General features: G+C 41.5%; 9 protein-coding genes. 2 read left to right on the forward strand and 7 right to left on the reverse strand.

The genetic code is table 11. From position 1 onward, the window contains the following. Positions 1-123 precede the first annotated feature (123 nt). Complete coding sequence (locus OSCI_RS14600; protein ID WP_007355770.1) at positions 124-3,897, reverse strand: DNA polymerase III subunit alpha; 3,774 nt, start codon at positions 3,895-3,897, stop codon at positions 124-126. Positions 3,898-4,045: 148 nt separating this feature from the next. On the opposite strand from OSCI_RS14600, the gene OSCI_RS14605 reads away from it, so the two are divergent. Further along, on the forward strand, positions 4,046-4,651 hold the full coding sequence (locus OSCI_RS14605) for a tetratricopeptide repeat protein (RefSeq protein ID WP_007355771.1): 606 nt from the start codon (positions 4,046-4,048) through the stop codon (positions 4,649-4,651). Positions 4,652-4,900: 249 nt separating this feature from the next. Here OSCI_RS14605 and OSCI_RS14610 read toward each other — a convergent pair whose 3' ends face one another. The 6 genes from OSCI_RS14610 to OSCI_RS14635 form a co-directional block, all read right to left on the reverse strand. Further along, complete coding sequence (locus OSCI_RS14610; protein WP_007355772.1) at positions 4,901-6,106, reverse strand: hybrid sensor histidine kinase/response regulator; 1,206 nt, start codon at positions 6,104-6,106, stop codon at positions 4,901-4,903. A gap of 49 nt (positions 6,107-6,155) precedes the next feature. After that, positions 6,156-9,755: a response regulator gene (locus OSCI_RS14615; RefSeq protein ID WP_007355773.1), complete on the reverse strand. Its 3,600-nt coding sequence runs from the start codon at positions 9,753-9,755 to the stop codon at positions 6,156-6,158. A gap of 494 nt (positions 9,756-10,249) precedes the next feature. Then, positions 10,250-11,503, reverse strand: a complete 1,254-nt coding sequence (locus OSCI_RS14620; protein WP_007355774.1) for an MFS transporter — start codon at positions 11,501-11,503, stop codon at positions 10,250-10,252. Between the two features lie 143 nt (positions 11,504-11,646). Next, a complete protein-coding gene (locus OSCI_RS14625) occupies positions 11,647-13,305 on the reverse strand; it encodes an HlyD family efflux transporter periplasmic adaptor subunit (protein ID WP_007355775.1) in 1,659 nt (552 codons plus the stop codon). Positions 13,306-13,535: 230 nt separating this feature from the next. Next, the gene (locus tag OSCI_RS14630) at positions 13,536-14,006 is read right to left on the reverse strand and encodes a MarR family winged helix-turn-helix transcriptional regulator (protein ID WP_007355776.1); all 471 of its coding nucleotides are present in this window, start codon (positions 14,004-14,006) and stop codon (positions 13,536-13,538) included. Between the two features lie 139 nt (positions 14,007-14,145). Then, positions 14,146-15,591: a cyclic nucleotide-binding domain-containing protein gene (locus OSCI_RS14635; protein WP_007355777.1), complete on the reverse strand. Its 1,446-nt coding sequence runs from the start codon at positions 15,589-15,591 to the stop codon at positions 14,146-14,148. Positions 15,592-15,982: 391 nt separating this feature from the next. Between OSCI_RS14635 and OSCI_RS14640 the strand changes: the two genes are divergently transcribed. Beyond that, positions 15,983-16,867 carry a 6-carboxytetrahydropterin synthase gene (locus OSCI_RS14640; protein ID WP_007355778.1) on the forward strand — a complete coding sequence of 295 codons (885 nt, stop codon included), beginning with the start codon at positions 15,983-15,985 and terminating at the stop codon, positions 16,865-16,867. The last annotated feature ends 148 nt before the right edge of the window (positions 16,868-17,015 follow it).

The following is a 17,015-nucleotide window of genomic DNA, read 5'->3' on the forward strand; positions in this document are numbered from 1 at the left end:
TGGACATAAATAAACGCTATACCATACACTTACGCAAAAGTATCCGTAACGCCGCCATCTTGGCGGTATCTTCACCGCCAAGATGGCGGCGTTACGTGAGGCGTGCTTAAGTGCAATTACCAATTACCAATTACCACTCAAAGAAGAAACTTGAGCATTAAATCCAGAAGACTGGAGACGGTTTACCGTTTCCTCAGCACTTTCTACCCAAAACTCGCTCCCAAACCGAACCAACTGACGATAATATTGACCTACTACAATTACACCTACTGGCACTTTAGCATTTTCTCTGCGGTCTGAAAGTTCCTGCAAAAGTGCCTTTAAATGATTCAATTTTTCAGTATCTTCAACTTGCAATGGTGTCAACTTCAACATTACCATTTCTGATGCTTTTACAAATTTTACTTCCTCGGCAATTTGTAAGACTTCCCTAGGTTTTTCAGCTTTCGATTTTGCAAACTCTACAAGCTCAATTGTCTGTTCAACAATCTCTACAATTTCTATTAACTGTTCATCTTCGTCATTTTTGGCAACTTGTTCTAGTCCAACTTCTTTAGCATCTTCTACAATTATCTGAAGACCATCATCGCGCTTGTCTGGTTTACCACTAATCATCAGCAAAGCATTATCTTGCAACAGCAAGTGAACTTTTTCATAAGTCTTGGGAAAAACTACAGCTTCTAATTGACCTGTTAAATCTTCTACTTGCAGAATTGCCATACGATCGTTTTTCTTAGTTGTTACTAGCTTAATTGCTGTAACCATCACAATCAATTTCACCACGTCTTTGCCTTTTTTATCTGCTAACTGAGCGACAGTTACAGTCTCTTCATTTTGAGTTGCTAGCAGTACCGATTTCAGAGGGTGATCTGATACGTAGAAACCTAATAATTCCTTTTCCAAACTCAACTTTTTTTGCTTATCAAAATCCGGTACAGGCTTATGCTTAGGGATAGAATCATAGCTATTTGCTGTCTCTCCAAAGCTCATTCCTAACAAGTCAAATAGATTACCCTGTCCGCTTTCTCGATCTTTTTTACGGTCTTGGGCCCATTTAACTACGCCATCGAGATCGTGCATTAATTGATTACGATTAGAATTGAGACGATCTAAAGCTCCGCATTGAATTAATGCTTCTAAAGCACGGCTATTAACAGCCTTGAGATCGACTCGTTCGCAGAAATCAGCCAGAGATTTAAAATTACCGCCTTCCTCTCGTGCTTTCAAAATATTCTCAATCGCACTGTCTCCTAAATTTTTAACAGCAGACATTCCAAACAAAATTTTATCTATTTCTGCATCTGTTACCTGTTTAGGTAGTGGAGTAAAAGTCACTTTTGAGCGATTAATATCTGGCGGCTCGATCTCAATCCCCATCTTAATACAATTAGCAATGTATTTCTGTACCTTATCCTGGTCGCCACTATTAGCAGTTAACAGTGCAGCCATGTATTCTACGGGATAATTTGCCTTTAAATATGCGGTTTGATAAGTAACATAGGCGTAGGCCATTGAATGGGATTTGTTAAAGCAATATTCAGCGAATTGAAGCATCTGCTCGAATAACTTTTCAGCAATTCTTTGGCTAACTCCATTCTTAGTCGCACCATCAATAAATGTTTCTCGCTGCTTCTGCATTTCGTCAGCTTTTTTCTTCCCCATTGCGCGGCGTAACAAGTCAGCTTGACCCAAAGAATAGCCAGCTAAATCTTGAGCAACACGCATGATTTGCTCCTGAAAACAAAGGGTTCCATAAGTCTCTTTGAGAATCGGCTCTAACAGGGGGTGATCGTATTCAACTAACTCTCTCCCATGCTTCCGATCGATAAATTGGGGAATCAAACCTGCATCTAAAGGCCCCGGTCTGTACAGCGCTAAAATTGAAGAAATATCTTCTAAACAGGAGGGTTTTAGTTTCTTAACTACATCAAGCATCCCCGACGATTCTAACTGAAAAATTCCTTCTAAATCGCCTTTTGCTAATAATTTATAGGTTTTAGATACATCTTCTGGTAATTTTTTGCAAGTAACAAAAGCTTCTTGTGCTTTGCGTTCTATATCAGAAGGTAGCATTTCTGGGTCAATATCGCAATCTCTTGTTTGCTTGATATACTCAACAGTTTTTTGGAGCATTGTTAAGTTTTTTAAGCCCAAAAAATCCATCTTTAAAAGACCGAGGGATTCCAAGTCTTCCATATAATACTGCGTAATTACAGCCCCCTCATTATTCCTTTGTAGCGGTACAATTTCATCTAATGGTTGCGCGGAAATCACGACTCCAGCCGCGTGAACGCCATAGGTTTTATTCGTTCCCTCAATCCGAATTGCCATATCAAGCCACTGGCGAACTGCAATCGTTTTTTCTTCAGTTCCATCGTTATTTTTAGCTTGAAGAGTCTCCTCTTCATAAGCTTGTCTAAACTCCGGTGCTGGCGTTTGTTCTGAAATCATTACCGCTAATTTTTCCGGTTTTCCCCGCGATACAGGGATTAACTTTGCCATTTCATCGGCTCGTTTGTAAGGAACGCCTAATACTCTGGCAACATCTTTCAATACAGATTTGGATGTTAGGCGGTTAAAAGTGATAATTTGAGCTACACGCTCAGCACCATATTTTTCAGTCACATATTTAATCATGTCATCTCGTCTTTCTATGCAGAAATCTGTATCAATATCTGGCATAGATTTACGTTCTGGGTTAAGAAATCTCTCGAATAGTAAGCCATGATGTACTGGGTCAATATTCGTGATTTTCATGGCGTAGGCAACTAAAGAACCTGCCGCCGAACCCCTTCCTGGCCCCACAGGAATGTTATTTCTGCGAGCATAATCGATGTAGTCCCAAACTACTAAAAAATAGGTGGAAAAACCCATGTCCTGAATCATTTTTAATTCGTATTCCAGCCGTTCTTTATAAACTGGCTTGATCTCTTTGCGCTCTTTGGCTTTAAATCGTTCTAGCAATCCTTGCCATGCAACATATTCTACATAAGTATCTGCTGTGTGATCTGGAGGGATTTCATAGGTGGGAATGCGAGGTTCGTCAAAAATTTCGTATTTTTTGATTTTACCAGCGACTTCTAAAGTGTTAGCAATTGCTTCTTTGATGACATCATCTGGTAAATGATCTCTAAATAGTTGCGCCATTTCTTCAGCAGATTTCAAATACTCAGTTCCGCTGTAGCGCATCCGCTTTTCATCCTCAACCAGTTTGCCAGTTTGAATGCACAGCAAAGCATCGTGAGCTTCGACATCACTACAAGCTGTAAAGTGGGAATCATTGGTAGCAACTATTTTAATTCCCAGTTCTTTACCAATTTTTACCAGCTCAATATTCACAATTCTGTCTTCCCAGAAACCATGATCTTGAATTTCTAAATAGTAATCATCGCCAAATAAATCTTTGTACCATTTGGCTACTTTTCGAGCCTCTTCTAGATTGCCTAGATCGATCAGGCGGGGGACTTCGCCTGCTCTGCAACCGCTGGTGACGATCAGACCTTCATGATATTGTTCCAACAGTTCTTTGTTAATGCAAGGACGGGCAAAAAGACCTCTTTCTGGCATTCCTTGTAAGTGAGAAATGGTCGTTAATTTAACTAGATTTTTATAACCTTGAGTATTTTTAGCTAAAACAACTTGATGGTATTTTTTTCTGCCTTTAACTTTGACAGAAATATCGCCATTGACTACATACATCTCATTGCCAATAATGGGTGTAATATTTTTATTACGGCAAACTTTAATAAGTTCGATCGCGCCGTACATAACTCCGTGATCTGTAAGCGCGATCGCGGGCATACCCAACTCCACCGCTCGGTCGATCAGGGGCGGTAGCTGAGATGCTCCATCAAGCAGGCTATAGTCACTGTGAATATGGAGGCCGACAAAAGACATGGCGATTTAGGATTTTAGACTTTAGACTTTAAATTTTACAACATATAGTGCATAAGTGGCTCTAGGGTGGGACATATATTCAAATGAGCCGAATACTATCGGTCTAAAATTCTTCTATCTGACCCCAAGACTACAAATTACAAAAACCATGAAATCTATATACAAAGCCATCACTTTTTTAGGACTTATTGCAGCTTTAAGCGGACTACCTTCTGCTGTTAAAGCTGAGCTATCGCCCATAATTACTGCTCAAAAGAGCATCGACCAATTTTTTGACCGAGGTGTAGATAAGTTACTAAAAGGCGATTACTCTGGAGCGATTGAAGACTTCACCGAAGCGATTCGCCTCAATCCTAACCAGCCTGGAATATATAGTAACCGAGGTTTAGCTCGTGCTAGCAAAGGCGATATTCAGGGAGCGATCGCTGATTACAACCAGGCAATTCGTATCAATCCCAACTATGCGATCGGCTACCTACATCGAGGTCTGGCTTACTCTGCATTAAAAAATTATCAGTATGCACTTTCCGATTACGACCAAGCCCTCCGGCTTAATCCTAATTTAGGCGAAGCTTACTACAATCGCGGTAATATTCGCCACTACCTTAAAGAAAAGGAAGCAGCACTCGCAGATTTTAAGAAAGCCGCAGAAATCTATCAGCAACAAGGCAAAACTCAGTATTATCAAGATGCAGTTGAGAAAATTCAAGAGCTAGAGCAACCTAGTAAAGTATCTCGATTGAATTGGAGCTAATTTTATTACTATGAAGAGGGAAGATGGAAGAGGGAAGAGGGAAAAGCTTACGACCTAATGGATTATGAACCAGAGGTAACACGCTTGAGTTGCCCTAAAGGACGAAAGCGGTTGCTATAATTAAAAGTTAAAAATTAAAAGTTAAAACTTAAATCTCACAATTTTTAATTTTGCATTTTTAATTTTTAATTGATTAAGTTGCTCCCTCATTTCCCCCATCTCCCCATCTCCCCATCTCCTGACTGCTAATTATTCCTCAAGCTGTTTGGGTAAAATAACCGTAAACACGCTACCCTTTTTCAGTTTACTGCTGACGGCGATTTCTCCTTTAAAAGGTTTTAAAAGTTCAAGACAAGTATAAAGTCCTAGTCCAATCCCTGTAGGAACTCCTGCTTCCCTATCTTCGTAATTTGCTAACTTTGTTGTGTAGAAAGGATCGAATATTTTTGACATATTTTCAGATGCAATTCCACAACCGGTATCTTTAACGTCTATGTAGATTCGGCGATCGTCTTGCCTAGTAATAATAGTTAGTTCTTTAACTTTTTCTCCCCACATCGCATCAATTGCATTCTCAGCCAAGCTATGAAATATCTGGGAAATATGACAATATATTAAAGGAATACTGACTATTTGCTCGTCAAATATATATTTCTTTTTAATGGTCGAGTTGAACTGAAAATCTGCTTCTAATAATTGAATCTCGCGCCGCAAAAGTTCGTTGATATTAATCGGTTTTAAATCTTGCTCTTGTTCTTTTCTGCTTTTGAGCATTAGGGTATTTACGATATCATTTATTTGGTTAACAGCAGTGTTAATATACCCGCCATACTTTAAACATACTATATCTTCAGTTTCTTGCGCTTTTGTTTCGATCAGATTAACGGTAGTTAAAATAACTTGAAGAGGATTTCTTAAATTGTGAAATAATCCTTGGGTTAACCTCCCAATGATAGCTATTTTTTCTTGTTGAACCAGTTGTTTAGTCTTTTGTTCTATAAGTTTTTCTAAGTTGTCGTTGACATCGAGAAGCTCTGCATTTTTTTCCTGAAGTTTCTTTTGTAGATTGCGGATAGTTAGATGCGTGTTAAGTCTGCTTAATACCTCTTCATACTGAAATGGCTTAGTGATGTAATCGACAGCACCTACTTGAAAACCCTGGACTTTATTGACTGTCTCAGAAAGTGCAGTCATAAAAATTACTGGAATGTCTTGGGTAGTGGGATTGGTTTTCAGCCTACGGCAAGTTTCAAAACCATCAATTCCTGGCATCATCACATCCAAGAGAATCAAAGTAGGATGAATGCGTTCAATTTGCTTAATTGCACTTTCGCCGTTAAGAGCTACTAAGACTTTAAAACCGGACTTCTTCAATAAATCGAAAAGCACATCCAGATTATTTTGATTGTCGTCTACGATGAGTATGATATTTTTTTCAATTTTTTTATCTGTCATTTTAAATTTAATTGCTGATTGAGTTTAAAGGAAAATTCAACAGGTTTAATTAATATTGTGCCAGATATCCCTGAAGGAGTTTTTGAATTTTATAGAGCTGAAATCCTTTAGCTAATTGGCGCATATGACTGGCAAAGGGTACTAATTTAGTATCTAAGTTTTCCAGCCTAGCAGCTTCCTCCAAAATTTCTTCGATATCCCCGATTTCCGCTGAGCTTAACAAAGCAGCGATTGAGTCTTTAGAAGGGGGAAGAAAGCAGGATGTTTCCGTTAATGTGGAGATAAAGGGCTCATCACTCTGTAAACTGCACGCAGTCTGAAAAGAATCCAGGGGTTCATCCTTCTTTTTTCTTTTTCCCCCTCGATCTTTGTAAATCCATTCTAATCCTAGACGTAGTTGTAATCTGTCTAAAAGCTGCTTTACTTCGATCGGTTTGATCAGAAAATTATCACTACCTCCCAATAAAAAATCGAGTTTAGTATTATCGAAAGCACTGGCACTAATCGCGAGTAAAACTATATCTTTTAGTTCTGGTAAATACCGCAATCGCCTAGTAGCTTCAAAGCCGTCCATTACGGGCATTACTAAATCCATTAAGATTACATCTGGCTTGAATTCTACAGCCTTATTCAGGCATTCTTTACCATCGGCAGCTTCAATAATCTCAAACCCTAAAGGTTCAAGAAGATTGCGTAAGATATCGCGATTTATCTGATTGTCATCCACTACTAGAACTTTGCGCTTATGGCCTAAAAAGCCAACAATCTGGGGTACTTCCTTTGTTTCAACCAGTGGGTAACTGTTTTCAACTAATGGTAATTCTAAATCCACCCAGAAAATGCTGCCTTTATTCAAGGCACTTTTAACGCCGATTTCGCCGCCCATCATCTTAACTAATTTTTGGCTGATCGATAGTCCCAGTCCCGTACCTTCAGTAGAATAAGCGCGATCGCTTACTTGGTGGAACGGTAAAAATATTTCTTCTAATTTACTTGCTTCTATACCAATGCCAGTATCTTCTACTTGAAAGCGAAGTTTGATAATTGGTAATTGGTAATTGTTAGTTGTTCGTTGTTCGTTGTTACCGATCGTTCCCAGTCCCCATTCTCCACCTTCTAAACAGCCGACTTTAAAAGTTACACCGCCGCTGTTGGTAAACTTAACTGCATTGCCTAGTAAATTAATTAGAACTTGCCGTAATCTTTTCTCGTCAGCGTAAATACTCCTGGGTAATTGCGATAATTCTTCACAAGTAAAGGCAATATTTTTTTGGCTAGCTCGCATCTGGAAAAGATCGCTAATACTTTTAATAAAGTTACGAAAATCTAACTCTGTAGGGTATAGTTCCATTTTCTCCGCTTCAATTTTGGAGAGATCTAAAATGTCATCAATTAGAGTTAGTAAATGTCCGCCGCAGTCTTGAATAGTCTGGAGATTATCCTGCTGCTGAGAAGTTAAATTGTCGTGCATTTTCAGGATTTGAGTATAGCCTAAAATGCCGTTCAAAGGCGTTCGCAACTCATGACTCATATTAGCAAGAAATTCGCTTTTGGCACGGTTGGCAGCTTCAGCGGCTTCTTTAGCTTGTTGCAGAGCTAATTCTGCTTGCTTGCGCTCGGAAATTTCGATTTGCGCTTGTTCAAAAAGTGTCGATTGTTGGATAGCAATTGCCAATTGCACGCACAACTGTCTGAGGGATTCGATTTCTGAGGAGTGCCAAACACGAGGGCCTTTGCAGTGATGGACTATTAGCAGACCCCATAATATATTTTTGATTTTTGATTGGGAGCTTTCGCCATTAACTTCAGACTCCTGACTATTTTGCAAAATTGGTACTACCAAATTAGCTTTAACTTGAAATTTGCTGAGAAAATCAAGGTAACAGTGCTTTAAACCAGCAGTATAAATATCTTCAATTGCACAAATATGACCTTCCTGGTAAAGGGAAATATAATTTTCAACAAAGCAATTGTCTTGAATATCTTTTCCGCAAATAGGCATCCAGTCCTCTCCCACTGACTCGACAGCTATTGCCCCTATCCCATCAGGATTAAAGTGATAGATTGCTACGCGGTCAGTTGACAAAAAATAACGCACTTCTTCCACAGCAGTTTTCAGCACTTCTTCCAATTTCAGAGACTGGCGAATCCGCTCGATACTTGCTCCTACTAGCCTCTCCCGCAAAAATTGCTGCTGTAATGCTTCTTCTGCTTGTTTGCGTTGAATGTGGGAACCTAGCTGAGTTGCCACAGCATTTACTAGCTCAAGTAAGCGCCGATCTTTTAGGCTTTTTGACCGCTTAAAGAAAACTAAAACAGCTAAAACTACTCTGTTAGCACAAATTGGTACGCCAAAACAAGCTTTTAACCCCATTGCTGCGGCGATGCGCGTCCGTCCTATGAAAATAGGATTCTTATAATCACAAATATTTTCTATCCATTCTGGCTCTCCAGAAGACCAAATACGGCCTGGTAGTCCGATCCCTGATGCAAAGGTGAATCTTTTGCTAAAACGCCGAAACTCTTCAAGTGATAAGTCGCTGCCATACCAACCTTCACTACAAACTAAAACTGTACCCTCTCTACCCGCAGGAATCCAAGCTTCGGCAAAATCCCATCCGATGCTGGTACAAAATAAACCGAGAATTACTGTTAAAGCATCTTGAAAATCTAGGGAGCGATTAATAGCTTGAGTTGTTGCTAGTAGCAAACGAATTTCATCTTCAGTTTGCTTTTGCTCGGTGATATCGCTGGCTGTACCTAGAAGTTGTTTGACTTGGCCTTCGGGAGTTCTGACAAATATCGCATCTCGGCTCTTCAACCAGCGCCAAGAACCGTCTTGATGTTTCATCCTATAATCAAATTCAAATATATTGCCGTTGGAGCAGTTCTTAATTTTTTGATAATATTCTTGTAGTTTGACAATATCTTCTGGGTGTATTAGATTTGAGAGCAACTTACAACCCATATTTTGAATTTCTTGGGGAGTATAACCGAGAACTTGGCGAATTTGACCATTAATATAAATATTGCGTTGCTCGATGAGGTCGTGTATGTATAATATATTTGGGCTGGCTTCGGCGATTTGCTGAGTAAATCGCTCGCTTTCCCTTAGCGCTGCTTCTGCCTGTTTCCGATCGCTGATTTCTTTTTGAAGGATTTTGTTTTGCTCTTGCAGGACTTTCTCAACTCCTAAGCGAGTCTTAATTTCTGCTTGCAGAATTTGATTTTGTTCTTTGAGCTGCTTTTGCAGCCTCTGCATTGTTAATTGATGTTCTACACGAGCTAAAACTTCTTCCGAGTGAAAAGGCTTGCTGATGTAGTCCGCTCCGCCTGCGGCAAATGCTTTTACTTTTTCAAAGACTTCACCTTTGGCGCTCAAGAAAATCACTGGAATGTCGCAGGTTTTCTCGCCTGATTTGAGTTGTTTGCAGACTTCGTAACCGTCTACAACCGGCATTACTATGTCTAGTAGAATCAAATCCGGTGGGTTTGAGTTACAAGCTCTAAGTGCCAGTTGCCCATTAATGGCGCGGCGGCATTCATACCCCCGCTTTCTCAATAATGCGGATAAAACCCGCAGGTTATCTGGTTGGTCGTCAACTATTAAAATGTATCCTAATGGGGCTTCCGATTGTTGGCTGTTCATGCTAGATATACTCTATCAAAATCGGGGTTTAGGGGAGGTCTGCATTCATAGCGTCAACTGCTGTCTTGGTGGTTGATTAAAACCCTGTGGACGGCTGGTGTTACGAATTTTTCCATAACACCTATCTCGATCGCAGTTTCCTAGTTGACCACCCGACAACTGCAATATAGTATAGTTGGCTTGCCATAACACCTAGATTCGGCAGCTTCAAGAAAAATCTTATCACAAATTAAAAAAGTTGGTGTTGATTCCAGAAACCTGTACGAGCTGTCTTTTCCGTTTAATTACGTCCTTCTACTTACCACTCCGATCTCGGTGTTACAACACATCACCCAGAGGGCGGTATTAAGTAGAAGGAAGAAGGAAGAAGGAAGAAGGAAGAAGGATTTAGTTATCTAGGAGAGAAGGAAGAAGGAAGAAAAATTTAGTTATCTAGGAGAGAAGGAAGAATGTTTATACAGTCGGCTTTTTAGCGATCCTTATCTTATATTTAATTAGGTGGATTTACTTAATAAACCCATTTCCATATAAATCGGTCTAACTAAGCGCCTTAACGTTGGTAACTGCTTAGCAAAAATAAATGAGCTAAAAATACAAATCATACCTCCAATCATTAATGTATTAGGAGCACCGATATAATTAGCTAACCCACCAGCAATTAAATTGCCAAAAGGAGTAGCACCAAATAATGCCATCGCGTAAATACTCATTACTCGCCCCCGTTTGTCATCTTCAACTATTGTTTGTAAAAAGGTGTTGCTTGATGTAACATTGAGGATAAAACCAATGCCAATTACCAACATCATTATTAATGAAAGCCACAACTGGCGCGAGGCTGCAAAACCGATGAGTCCTAAACCCATAATTGCGGGCGAAATAGCAATTAATTTGCCTAACCCTAGTACACTTTTTCGCGTACTCAAATAAATCGCAACCGATAAGGCTCCGATTCCTGAAGCTGCCATTAAAAAGCCCAAAGTTTCAGGGCCTCCATGTAGAATGTTGGTAGCAAAAATTGGTGCTAGAATTGTATATGGCATTCCAGCAAAGCAGATTAATGCTAATAATATTAAAATAGAACGAATGGGATGAAAACCAAAGACATAAGCAAATCCTTCTTTAAATCTTTCTAAAGGATTAGTAGTAATGACTGCTAGTTTCCGAGGCTTAACATTCATCGCTAACAAACTTGCAATTACTGCGATGTAGCTGAGACCATCAATTAGAAAACAGTAACCTGGCCCAACGTTAGCTATTAGCAAACCTCCAATTGCAGGCCCGACTAATCTTGCTGCATTGAACATCGAAGAATTGATCGCGATCGCATTTGCTAAATGTTCTTTCCTTTCTACCATTTCAGGTACAAAAGCTTGACGCGCTGGCGCATCAAAAGCGGTGATTGCACCTTGACAAAAACTCAGGATAACGATTTGCCAAATATTAATTGTTCCTGTTAGTGCCAAAAATGCTAGTGCTAATGACTGGATCATAGCAAGTATTTGAGTAATAACTAGAACTCGGTGGCGATTCCACCTATCTATTAAAACTCCGGCAAATGGTATGACAATCAAAGTGGGAAGTTGACCAGCAAATCCAACTACACCTAGTAAAAAAGCTGATTGGCTTAAATGATAAACTAACCAAATTGAAGCGATTTGTGTCATCCAATTGCCAATTAGAGAGATTCCCTGTCCGGCGAAAAATAGGCGGTAGTTTCTAGAACGTAGTGCTGGGGGAAGTGCGATCATTGTTAATTGTTAATTGTTAGTGGTTAGTTGTTAATTGTTAGTAGTTGGCTTTTGTCATTACGCAGGCTACGCCAACGCAATGACAACTAACCACTAACAGTTAACCGTTAACAGTTAACAGTTAACAGTTAACCGTTAACTAACTATTTAATTTCAACGTTGACAACAGCAGACATTCCCGGTGCAATCCGCGATTCATATCCTTTGACACTTTCGCCATCAAACACAACTTTTACTGGAATCCGTTGGACAATTTTTGTAAAGTTGCCAGTAGCATTATCGGGAGGCAATAAGGCAAACTGAGAACCTGATGCTGGTGAGAAACTATCGACTCGACCCTCAAACTTATGATTGGGGAAAGCATCTAATTTAATTTCTACTTTTTGACCGGGTTTCATGTTAGTCAATTGCGTTTCCTTAAAGTTAGCTGTCACCCAATACTCATTACTAACGATCGCCATTAAAGGAGTTCCCGGTTGCACGCGCTGACCAACTTCTACAGATTTTCGTCCGATGACTCCAGCAGCGGGGGCGGTGATATTGGTATAGGAAAGTTGCAGTTGAGCGTCTTTGAGGGTGGCTTCTGACTGCGCGATCGCACCTAATGCTGCATTGTACTGCGATCGATTGACCTGGGTTTGCTGACCAGTAGCTTGAGCCTGTTGCAATCCGCCTCTGGAAGCTTCTAATTTTGATTGAGCCGAAGTAATCCCCTCTTGCGCTTGGGCGACTTTCGCTTCGGCGCTGGCTATCCCAACTCTGGCTTGGGCAACTTTTGCCTGGGCTTGGTTAACACCTTCCTTGGCTTCAGCTAATGCTGCTTGGGCTGTCGCTACGCCTTGTTGAGCCTGTGCGACTTGGGCCTTAGCTTGTTCGATTCCCTGTTGGGCGGCGGTTTTTTGGGCAACGGCGACATCGTAGGCTTGGCGGGCTGTGTCTAGTTGTTGACCTGCGATCGCGCCTTCCTTAAATAGTTCATCGTAGCGCTGCAAATCTGCCTTAGCCTTTGTCACCGTCGCCTCGGCTTGGGCTAACCTCGCTTGCGCCCCAGAAACTCCCGCTTGGGCTTCCCTAACTCTCGCTTGGGCCTGGGGAATGCTTGATTCTGCTTGCGTTACCTTCGCCTGGGCTGCTGGGACTCCGGCTTCTTCTTGGGCGACAATAGCTTGGGCTGCGGGTACGCCGGCTTGGGCTTCTCTGAGAGCGGCTTGAGCAGTGCCGATCGCAGCTTGGGCCGTTGAGATATCCCCTTGAGCTTGCGTTGTCTTACCTTGGTTTGTTTGAGAAGCTAGAGACACGCTCGATTCCGCCGCTTGAGCTTGGCGGCGGGCGCTTTCTAAAGCGGCTTGGGCTAACTGGACTTTAACCTGGTAGTCGCGGGGGTCGAGTTTGACTAGCAGTTGTCCCGGTTTTACTTGCTGGTTGTCGGCTACGAGTACGTCGCTGACAGTCCCGTTAATACGGGTGCTGATTTGGTGGATATGACCGGAAACTGTGGCGTTTTCCGTCTCGATATGGGCGGAGGCGTATTGCCAGTATCTATACCCAAAGGTGCTAGCGGCGATCGCACCTATTCCTAATATTCCCAAGATTAGTAAGTTCGGGCCGCCTTTCTTCGGCTGGTCGGCTGGGGGCTGTTTTTGCTCTGTTTCGGTAATGGGTGCAATCGCTGTCTCAGTCTCGATCGCAGGCATTTTATCGCTGATATCTGCAACGCCGACATCTGGCTTTTCTAGAAGGGCGACTCCTTGTCCTTTGCCGTTGAGTTCGGCGGCGTTGATTTCTTCGTTAGGGCGTTGCATTGTGGTTCTCTCCTGGTATTTACTAAGATGTCGTTTGTTTAGAATGCGTAGTTTTATGGTATTAAGGCTGCTTTTGTTTAGAGTACGTAGTATTAGAGGATTAATTAGAGTTTACAAAGAGTGAGGGCGGCTAGACTTCTTTCATGAGGATGATTTGAGGATTAATTTAAATCTACAAGAGGTGGTGATGGTTGCACTTCATCCATTAGGGCGATCCCAGGGAGGAAATCTTAGGAAAGATTGGCGATCGCCCGATCTATGAGTTCTGAGAAGAGTTCGCGATCGGCACTCGAAATTCCGGTCATAGCTTGTTCGCGGATGCCGAGTGCGATCGGTGGGAGTACGTCTTGCAGTTCCCGGCCAGCTTGAGTTAGCCAAATGCGCCAAATACGGCGATCGTTGGGATCGCGTTCCCGGCGGACTAGATCCCGTTCTTCCATGCGATCGATCACCCCTGTTAAAGTCCCCCCTACCTGTTGCAGTTTCTCGCCAATGCTGGAAGTGGGGAGGCCGTCTTCTTGCCACAGACAGCACAACACTAACCAATGAAAAGGCGTTAAACCAAAGGGTTCCAGCCGTTCTTGAAACCTGCGGCCGCTGAGTTGGGCCAGCAGCTTGATCCGGTAGCCGATGCTGTGGGGGGCGAGAACGTCGTGCCATCGGCTCGGAGGTTTGCAATTAATAGTAGAGTTAGTAATCATTGAAATTTAGTTTGTGTTCGTAATATCAGTGTAAGGTGCTTTTTCTCGATTGTCAAGGGATGGGGAATAAGAAAGACAAGCTGTACGTTAGTTTTGGGGAATCTCCTAGCATAACTAAATCCTTCTTCCTTCTTTCTTATTAAATCCCAAATAAAGTTTGAATTCGCTTACGTATTCTAATAAAAGGTGTTTGCTCTGAGGAACTTTCATCGAATAATCCCAAAGCTTGCAATGCTTGTTTGCGTTCCGATAATTTTTTAGCAATTTGGTCTGCTAAACTTGGTTGCTCTACTAAAAGTTTTTGCAAGTCATGACGCTCTACAACAAACAAAATTGAATCTTCCATAGCTCTAACCGTCGCTGAACGAGGAGTTCCTAAAAGCAAAGATATCTCGCCAAAAAACTCGCCTTCATGAATAGTAGCAATATATTTATCAGCACGTTGAGAAAGCACTTCTACCGTACCGGAAAGAATAATATAAAAAGAATCACCGGGATCGTTTTCCTGACATATAGTTTGTCCTGCGGGAAACAGTTGTCTATAGCCATATTCAATTAATTGTCGTAGTTCCAAATCTGTACACTGCTCAAAGTAAGCTACTCGCCGTAATAAATCTCGTAGATTCCAATGATTTAGCGATTTTGAACCTGGTTTCTTTTGCTCGGAAATAGAGCTATTTTGTGCGAATGCTATACCATCAGTAATTTCAGTTTCGCTATGGCTATAACGAAATAATTTATTTAAATCTTGCGGATTTCTCAACCACAAATCTTGCTGAGGAAATGGGATTTCAATACCTCGGTTACGCAACTCATGTTCTATCAAAAAATTCAAAGCACTTTTAATCTGATCGCTTTCTTGGGGGTGGTCAATCCAAACTAAAAGTTCAAAGTTTAAAGCACTATCTCCAAACTTTTGGAACCATACTTTGGGAGAGGGATGAGATAAAACATTTGGTTCCATGCGGGCCGCAACTAATAAAACTTCTGTGACCAATAATGGATCGGTTCCGTAAGCAACTCCTACGGGAACGCGAATGCGGCATTTAGGATCTTTATAACTCCAGTTAATAATATTATTTTCAACAAATTTGATGTTGGGTACAATGACAAAAAGACCGTCGATTGTTCTGATGATTGTAGAGCGGATGGAAATATTTTCTACTGTTCCTAATAGGTTATCAATTTCAACAAAGTCTCCAACTCTAATCTGATGTTCAAAAAGTAGTGTGATTCCACTGATAAAATTGCTGGCTAGATTCTGCAATCCGAAGCCGAAGCCAATGCCTACAACTCCAGCTATGACAGTGAGGGATTTGAGGTTAATACCTTCACTTTGTAGAACAATTATTAAACCACAACCGGCTAGTATATAACTACTCAAGGCGGCGATCGCTTCTCTGCTACCCCGGTCTAATTTCATGCGAACTAGCAGTCCTCGCTTAATCCACTCGCTAAGAACACGAGAAACAATAAGCACTCCTAAAACTAAAAATAATAATTCGACTATTGAACTCAGTGATAGATGTTTATCTCCTAGATAAAACAACGGAGTTGTAAAGATTTTTTCGAGATTTTTAACCATTTTCTATGTTCTACTAAAATCCTAATTTATTAATAATTGGTAATCGATAAATTATTCAGGACTTACGCACGAAATACCAAAAACTTAGTTTTGAGATTACGTCCCTACGATCGCAACAGAATTATGTTATCCGCGTGTAAGTCCTATTCTTGAAGAAGAAATTTGGCTCCTCACTTCTGATTACTGCGATCGAATTCCCTGATAATTGTGCCAGAACCGCACCTGCAATCGCTGTGAGCGTCCTTACTACTTTGGAAATACTGCGATCTCCACTCAAGTCATGTACTACAATGCAAGAGCGATCGCCCTAAATCCCGATTAAGGATGAAACTATCCTTAAAAAGGTGTAAACTTGTTTACAGAACTTAACAATATAATACCCCACTGGTTTATGCAATGCGTTATAAATAGGCGGGCACAATTTTCAGCGAGTCACCGCTACTGGTTGCCAGAATTGAGTGCAGCCGAAAACAGCGATCGCTTTGGCCCCACAGCACGCGCACCGGGACATGGGCACAATTACGTCCTATACGTTTCGATGATAGGCGAACTCGATAGCTACGGCATGGTGCTCAACTTGTCAAATGTCAAGCACGTCATCAAGCGGGAAGTCACCAATCATCTCGACTTTTCCTATCTCAACCAAGCTTGGCCAGAGTTTGAGCAAACTTTGCCAACCACCGAAAACATTGCTAGGGTAATTTGGCAGCGCCTCGCACCGCACTTACCTTTGACTCGTATTCAACTGTTTGAACACCCCGAACTTTGGGCAGATTATTTAGGAAACGGAATGGAAGCTTATCTGACTATCAGCACCCACTTTAGCGCCGCTCATAGACTCGCTCATCCCAAACTTAGCTATGAGGAAAACTGCGAGATTTATGGTAAGTGTGCTCGCCCTAATGGTCACGGTCACAATTATCACTTAGAAGTAACCGTCAAAGGCGAAATGGACGAACGCACGGGTATGATTGTTGACTTGGGAGCTTTACAAAAGGCGATTGACGAGTATGTACTCGATCCGTTGGATCACACCTTTTTAAACAAAGATATAGCTTATTTTGCTGAGGTTGTACCGACGGCGGAGAATATTGCGATTTATATTCGGGAGTTGTTGCGATCGCCCATCCGCGAGTTAGGAGCACAGCTATATAAAATCAAGCTGATTGAGAGCCCGAACAATTCTTGTGAAGTTTACTGTACTGAGTCAGAGTCAGAGTCAGAGGCGGCTACAATTCAAGAGCGCGAGCCTGTTTTGGCACCCCTGTATAAGTAGTCGGACATAAATAAACGCAACCATGTCATTGCGAACGGAACGATAGTGAAGTGAAGCATAAGCGCTACGCGCAGGCTTCGCCAACGCAGGGGTTTGGGATTGCTTCGCTGGGCTCGCAATGACATTATTTATTTTTGTCCAACTACTT

The sequence above is a fragment of the Kamptonema sp. PCC 6506 genome (genome assembly GCF_000180455.1).
In the GTDB taxonomy this organism is placed as follows: domain Bacteria; phylum Cyanobacteriota; class Cyanobacteriia; order Cyanobacteriales; family Microcoleaceae; genus Kamptonema; species Kamptonema formosum.